Raw genomic sequence first — 6,705 nt, 5'->3', positions numbered from 1 at the left:
TGGGACCCGGATGTATCTGGCACTCAGGTTGTGACAGTTGAACCCGTGGCAGACGGGCATCTTGCGATCGGCGGCCAGTTCACAAAAGCCGGAGGGGAAACGCGCTCGTCACTCGCCATTCTCGATAGCAGCCTTGGGAACGCCATCACCGGTACCGGCGACCCGGAGGTATTGGGAAGCGTACTCTCGCTTTCCCATTTCCCTGACCAGGACATTCTCTTCGTAGGGGGTGCTTTCGGTGATATTGGCGGTAGCGATAATGGGAATATCGCTGCAGTGAGCGACACCGGGCTCTCACCCATCACCTGGGATCCGGACCCGAATCGATCTGTCTGGTCAGTTCTCTCTGACGGCGATGACCATGTCCTGGCAGGGGGTGATTTCACCGAAATCGGTGGAGGGGCTCAGGGTCGCTTCGCATTGCTGTCATCTGGCGGAAGTGTGGTTGCGGATACCCCGGAGGCAAATGGAACCGTATTCGACATGTCCCTTGATACGGATAGCGGTCGGCTTCTGGTCGCAGGCAGGTTCACCGAGTTCGCGGGTGAACCCGCCATTGGGCTGGCCGAGCTGAACCTGGAGAACTTGGAATTTTCGCCGCTTGGCCCCACCCCTGAATTCAACGGGGAAGTCCGGGCTGTCGCGCAAGGGAATCAAAGAATTGTCGTCGGCGGATTTTTTGCCGACATGAGCGGAGATGGCCATGCCGGCTTCGTGATTGTCGATGACGACTTTCAGCCACTTATCGAAGCACCGCCAGGCCGTTTTCATGCAAGCCAATCGCAGATTTCGGCAAATTCCGCCCAAGGCCAGGTTGGCGAGTTTGCCGAGAAAGGGCCTTTGGGTCTGCTTGATCCCTTCAACCACTGATCCGGAAGCGTTCGGGGGCCGATGACTGATCATCGGCCCCCGAAACTCTCCTTCTGCGAAGACACTGCCTCGCCCAAACGGACGCTTCTTTGCGCATTTACTGGTCTTGACGGGGCCTGCTTTTTATCCAAACCGGCTCAACGCTACGATTCCGCCTCCATACTGTCATCACTGGTCCTGAGGAACCAAATGGCAGTACCGGCAACGAGTGCAAAAATCACCAGCGCGCCGACCAAGAAGGGCGCAATAGTCGGATTGGGAAACAAATAAATCAGAAGGGAAACCGTAGCGAGCGATGCAATCGTGTAGAAAACAGCGAGCAGCCAAAGCGCGGTGCGTGCCGCATAGTCAGAAATCAGGCAGGCCATGAACGGCACCATACCGAAGGCGAGGAATATCGCCAATACGATCAGAAACAATCCACCAGGTGCTCCATCAAGGGAAAACACCACAGGCAAGCCAGTCACCCCTGCAAGAAACCCCGTAATCATGCGGCATTGGACCATACTTGAAACGATGATAGTTCATCACCTCCCCTCCATAGCGCTTAAACACCCGAGCAAGTAGATACCAATCACTACTCTCATCAAGAAAGCTCCACGGTGCTGCCTTGCTGATCAAGCTCATGATAGGCGAGTGACAGAAAACCGGTCTCTACCACGAGAATGGCGACCAATAGAATGCTCAGTCCAATCTCAATCGCTGCGGGCAGATCGGCGGCCAGAAGGAATACAAACGGGAATGCGGCTGCGAAGTAGTGCCCGTAATACCGGAGCAGATAAACCGCTCCGACGACAATCTTCAAAATATCCAGGGAACGCTTCGCCTTGATAGCGGCGGTACTCATACCCCCCCCTTTTCAACTGCGACCCCAAATGGCCTTGCACTATACCTGGCGAGCGCCTCAGCAAGCGAGGCGCTGTATCTTGGACTATTTTCCAGCAACGCTGGATCGGCGGTTCCCCATCCGGCCCTGACGGCTCCTTCTCCCTTCCCCGCGCTTCGTCGTTGCGATTAGGATGGCGCAAGGCACGGAGGATGATCTCATGAACGAGCAGTCGGCGGCGATCAGGCTGGATGGCGTGGACAAGGACTTCGCCGAGGCCGGGCGGTCGCGGCAGGTGCTGGCGCAGGTGTCGCTGTAGGTGGCGCCCGGTGGGCAGCTGGCCATTGTCGGGCGCAGCGGGGCGGGCAAGTCGACGCGGCTGAACGTGATTGGCGGCCAGGGCCTGCGAATTCGAGCTGGACCTGACGCTGAACCCGGCCCGCCCCCACGTCCTGCAGGGCGATCAGGGCTACAGCCGGAAAGGCCCCGACCCTGGCAACGCCTCCCGCTACTTCTCCTACACCCGCCTCGACACCCAAGGCCTCATCCACCTGGACGAGGAAGCACACCGGGGGGAGGGTCTCGGCTGGATGGACCGGGAATGGGGCAGCAGCGCCCTGAGCGAAGAGCAGACCGGCTGGGACTGGTTCTCCCTGCAACTCTCCGACGGTAGCGACATCATGTTCTACCGCCTGCGGGAAGAGAACGGCCAAACCAGCCCCTTCAGCAAGGGCCTCCACGTCACCCCCGACGGCGACACCCGTCTGCTCACCGTCAACGATGTCGAGCTCGACATCCAATCCCACTGGCAAAGCCCAAAAACCGGCGTCCGCTACCCTCTCGCCTGGCAACTCCGCATCCCGGAACTGGCGCCAACCCTGAATATCGAACCACGTCTCGAGGCCCAGGAAATCGACGGCACCTTCCGTTACTGGGAAGGGGCGATGACCGTAGAGGGGGAGCGCGAGGGCCAGGCGATTGATGGACAAGGCTATCTGGAGTTGGCGGGATACTGACACATACCCATTTGAGTCCTTTCCCACGCCTGGGCGATCCAGCCATGCTGACAGCACTCCGCTCGGTTTGCCCCAGAAAAGAAAAGGGAGGCCGAAGCCTCCCTTTTCCAGGTATTGCCCCAGTTGGGGCTGATGCCTTTTCCTCAGTGCAGGCGCTTGACGTCGTCCAGTTTGCTGGCCGGGTGGTCGTCCGAGGCCCCCTGCAGGGCCTCATCGGAGGCATCCTTGCTCGGCGTCGCCCCGTGACCAACCTGATTGGCAGAAGCGCTCGGCCGGCTCTTGGCCTCGACCGCCATGGAGGCGGCCTCCGGGCCGGGCCAGACCGGCTCCAGGGTATCGGCATCAAGCACGACGAGCGGGCCGTGAAGCTGGCCATCGTAATGCCGGAAGTCGCCACCCAGCACGATATGATCTTCATCCTGAGACAAGGTTTCTACCCAGCCGTCCGTGAAGTTGACATTATTATTGTTAAGGGTGACGTCGGTGTCATCTACCGTCAGGACGCCATAGCCATCTTCCCAGCCCAGTAGCAATCGATTCTCTGCTCCCAGATAGGATACCGCCCGCATTGGAACTGCCGCACCAGTGGCATCAGCGAGTTCCGAGTTACCGTCTATCTGAGCGAAGTACTCCTGCGATTCGCCCGCAATATTCTGGAAGCCACCTGCCAAGAACGTGGTGTGGCTCGGTGATGGATCCGTATTGGTTGCGATAGCATGGACAGTCCCATCGGGATCAGGAGTCCAATTCCGCAGAGTAAGGTCGCTGTCGTCGAAAAAAGCGGCATTCTCCCTCGTGGAGCCGCCTGACTCGCTAAATGAGCCACCGACGGCAATAGCATTGGCTGGCGAATCTTTCGCAATGGTATAAACGGGGCCATCCAGCTCCGGATCGTTGACCAGGAAGGGCTGACCGACGTCCCCGTCCAGGTAAGTCAAGCTACCCCAGGACTGACCGGCCACCTCCGTAAATTCGCCGCCCATGTAGAGGTTACCGTCGTCCTTGAGGACAAGGGCATTGACGGGGCCATCGGTCGAAGGATTCCAGCCGTCGAGGTCACCATCCACCTGGGTAAATGCAACAGCGTTACCCACATCAACGCCATTGGCCTGGCTGAAGCTGCCTCCTACATAGACAGTGCTTCCTTCCGGTGCAATCGTCCGCACTTCCCCATCATTGATCACGGGATTCCAGTCCGTCAGTCCGAAGTCCACCAGCGAGAAGGAGGCAAGCCGCGGACGATCGTAACCGCCCATGTAATCCACATTGCCGAAGGCCAACATGGTCTCGCCACTGATCAGGAACTCGTGGCCTCTAAGTCCCACTGCAACGGGATTCCAATCTCCATCCGGTTCACCGCTTCCGGCTTCCACCCGGGCGAAGTTAGTCAATCTCTCATCGCCAATGTAGGAAAAGTTTTCACCGGCGATGTAAAGCATGCCATCGTGCAGCGCAAGATCATAAATGATTGCGCCTTCCGGCATGTCGACGGACCAGTCATCCCTGACCGCGCCAGTATCCTGATCTACCCGCGCCACGGCCTCACGTTCGGCGCCGCCAACCTCCTCGAACCAGCCGCCGATAATCAGATCATCGCCGTCGCCAATGACACTCGTGACAGCCATTCCCGATATATCTGCATCAAAATCATCGAGTATACCGTCCAATACCTCGAATGCAGCCAGACCGGATCTAGCCTCACCATTCGCCTGGCCAAAAAGCCCGCCGACGAAGAGACGATCATCATGGCGACTCACATGCCAGACGGGCCCGTCAGTGGAGGCATCGAAGAGATCGATGGGGCTTCCATCTCCGGCATTCAAAGCTGTCACATTGTCCGTGAAATGCCCGCCAAGATAGAGGTCATCACCATCGAGAACCATGGACCGGACCGTATTGGTAATCTCTGATGCGTCGAAAGCCGTGTCGAGGCTGCCATCCAGCTCCAGAGCTCCGACATGCTGGTAGTCACTATCTCCGGCCAGACTATCGAAACTACCACCAACATAAAGGCGGTCGTCACTCACTGCCATTGCGAACACAAAAGAACCGGGTGCGGGAACATCCCAGTCTTGATCCAGGCTGCCGTCCGCATTCAAGCGAGCCAGGTTTTCCCGTGGTTCGCCCTGAATCGTGTCAAATGCGCCACCAACAAACCAACCGCCATTCGGGTCTTCCACGACGGCGTAGACTATACCGTTGGAGTCGTCCGATGAAACATCCATCTTGGGACCGGTCATTTCTGCAGTGGCTTTGTCCAAACGGTACATTGCCATGCCGCCAGTACGGGGACCATAGCTTTCAAAATCACCGCCCACATACAACACACCGCCACTAATCGCGGTATCGTTGACAGTTCCAGACAGCTCGTAGGTCATCGGGGTCGCGTAGGCTGGGGCAGAAAGCCCACCACCGACCTGCTTGACGAAGGCATAGACTGTATCAGCCTGCAAACCATCGTCTTCCACGGTCAGCGTGTGCTCGCCACCGGAAGCAGCCGGGATCATACCACCGTTATCGCAGGACGTGACGTTGCTCCAGTCGCACTCGGGATCGGTGGAAAACAGGATATCGACATCACCGGCTCGATCCCAGTCCAACACCACGGAATTGCGTTTGCTCGAGGCACCGACATTCAGCGCCTCGCAGGTCACCATGACGTCATCGACGTCGGCCATGTCAATCGTGCCGGTTTCGTTATCCAGCTCGCAAACCATTTCATCTGGGTGGCTCTCGACTGCGACGGTATAGTCTTCCCCATGACCAAGCTCGGTATTGAAGGCAAACGGCCCGTCATCATCGAGAGAAAGCGTCTCATCACTATTCAGCTCGAGCACAGCGGTGGAGCCGTTCAAACCGCTCACTTCGCCGCCGACGGAGTAGGTCAAATCTTCACAGTTGACCTGGATGTCATCCACATCGGCGTCCGCGACTGTGCCGCCACCGTTTTCGACCGTACATTCCTGGCCATCCGGCTGCGTTTCGACCAGCACCTGGTAGGTCTCGCCCTCTTCCAGCTCTGTATCGAAGCTGAAGGCACCGTCACCATCAATGGTCAACGATTCGTCGCCATTGAGCTCCAACACCAGGGGCTCGGGCCCCAATCCGCTAACCTCGCCGCCGATGGCAAAAGTCTCTGCCTCACCAACCTCGTCGTCATCGCTGCTACTGGAACAGGCTGCCAGCCCACCCAGCGATAGGGCCAGAGTTGACACGAGAAGCGCGGGCAATAAGCGTGTGCGCAGTATTTGATCATCAAATGTCTGATTGCTCATGAAAATCTCTCCGTTTCCTCCCTGTCTGGCCACCGAAGGCAGCCAGAGACTGCGAATATCGACAGTAAGAGGTCTGAATGTCGAGCAGGTCCCCGCAAAAAGAGAGCAATAACCCAAGAAGCTCCCCCATAGCGCCTGTCTCGTTAACGCTTCCAGGATCCGGCAGTCGAAACTTGCTGCTATCTTCGTGAATCCAGCCGATTGCCATTTCTAGAGGATTCCACCCTCTACCTTAGTCCCCGGCTCTGTGGCTGCCACCCCCCACGTGGGGGACCATCTTTGGGCCTCTGGCGCGCTAAGGGTGGCCTTTCGCAAGCTGCAATGAGCCGGACTGGGGTCGAGGAGCCCACGGTTAGGGCCTTTGGGGCGAGGAGCGGCCTGTAGAAGAGAGGGAGGCTGGCGCCCCCCCTTAAGCCGAAAACAGGCGGATCGGGACAGGTTGGAACTGCAGCTCTCAGGCGCCAGCCACAATAATTTGGTCCGCCTGCGCGAAAAGAAAGGCTATGAGCAAAATCCACCACAGCGCACCTGACGACGATATCCGCCCGCAAGTGGAAGAATTCGACGGCACCAGCCGCTACTGGGACTGTCCGATGCACACAGGGTCACGGAGGCGAACAGAAATTTAGTGTCCCTGAAATCGGCAGGCTAGCGATTCGAGTAGTGGGTTTCCTGGTCTCACTTGTCTCTTCTGCCGATTACGCAACAGGCAGGGAGA

5 protein-coding genes are annotated in these 6,705 nt (G+C 58.0%); 2 read left to right on the top strand and 3 right to left on the bottom strand.

The features are described 5' to 3' along the window. A partial coding sequence (locus ACJWXQ_RS12930) for a hypothetical protein (RefSeq protein WP_406672964.1) occupies window positions 1-870 on the top strand: 870 nt, incomplete at its 5' end. Window positions 871-1,013: 143 nt separating this feature from the next. Here ACJWXQ_RS12930 and ACJWXQ_RS12925 read toward each other — a convergent pair. Both ACJWXQ_RS12925 and ACJWXQ_RS12920 read right to left on the bottom strand, forming a co-directional pair. Beyond that, complete coding sequence (locus ACJWXQ_RS12925; RefSeq protein WP_406672963.1) at window positions 1,014-1,361, bottom strand: hypothetical protein; 348 nt, start codon at window positions 1,359-1,361, stop codon at window positions 1,014-1,016. 95 nt (window positions 1,362-1,456) lie between these two features. Further along, window positions 1,457-1,717, bottom strand: a complete 261-nt coding sequence (locus ACJWXQ_RS12920) for a hypothetical protein (protein WP_346053398.1) — start codon at window positions 1,715-1,717, stop codon at window positions 1,457-1,459. A gap of 368 nt (window positions 1,718-2,085) precedes the next feature. On the opposite strand from ACJWXQ_RS12920, the gene ACJWXQ_RS12915 reads away from it, so the two are divergent. Next, window positions 2,086-2,712: a lipocalin family protein gene (locus ACJWXQ_RS12915; protein WP_346053400.1), complete on the top strand. Its 627-nt coding sequence runs from the start codon at window positions 2,086-2,088 to the stop codon at window positions 2,710-2,712. Between the two features lie 143 nt (window positions 2,713-2,855). Here the strand turns inward: ACJWXQ_RS12915 and ACJWXQ_RS12910 are convergent, their stop codons facing one another. Further along, window positions 2,856-5,987 carry a delta-60 repeat domain-containing protein gene (locus ACJWXQ_RS12910; RefSeq protein ID WP_406672962.1) on the bottom strand — a complete coding sequence of 1,044 codons (3,132 nt, stop codon included), beginning with the start codon at window positions 5,985-5,987 and terminating at the stop codon, window positions 2,856-2,858. Between the last annotated feature and the right edge of the window lie 718 nt (window positions 5,988-6,705).

The sequence above is a fragment of the Natronospira sp. genome (assembly GCF_007134575.1).
In the GTDB taxonomy this organism is placed as follows: Bacteria; Pseudomonadota; Gammaproteobacteria; order Natronospirales; family Natronospiraceae; genus Natronospira; species Natronospira elongata.
This window is presented reverse-complemented; position numbering and strand designations above follow the sequence as displayed.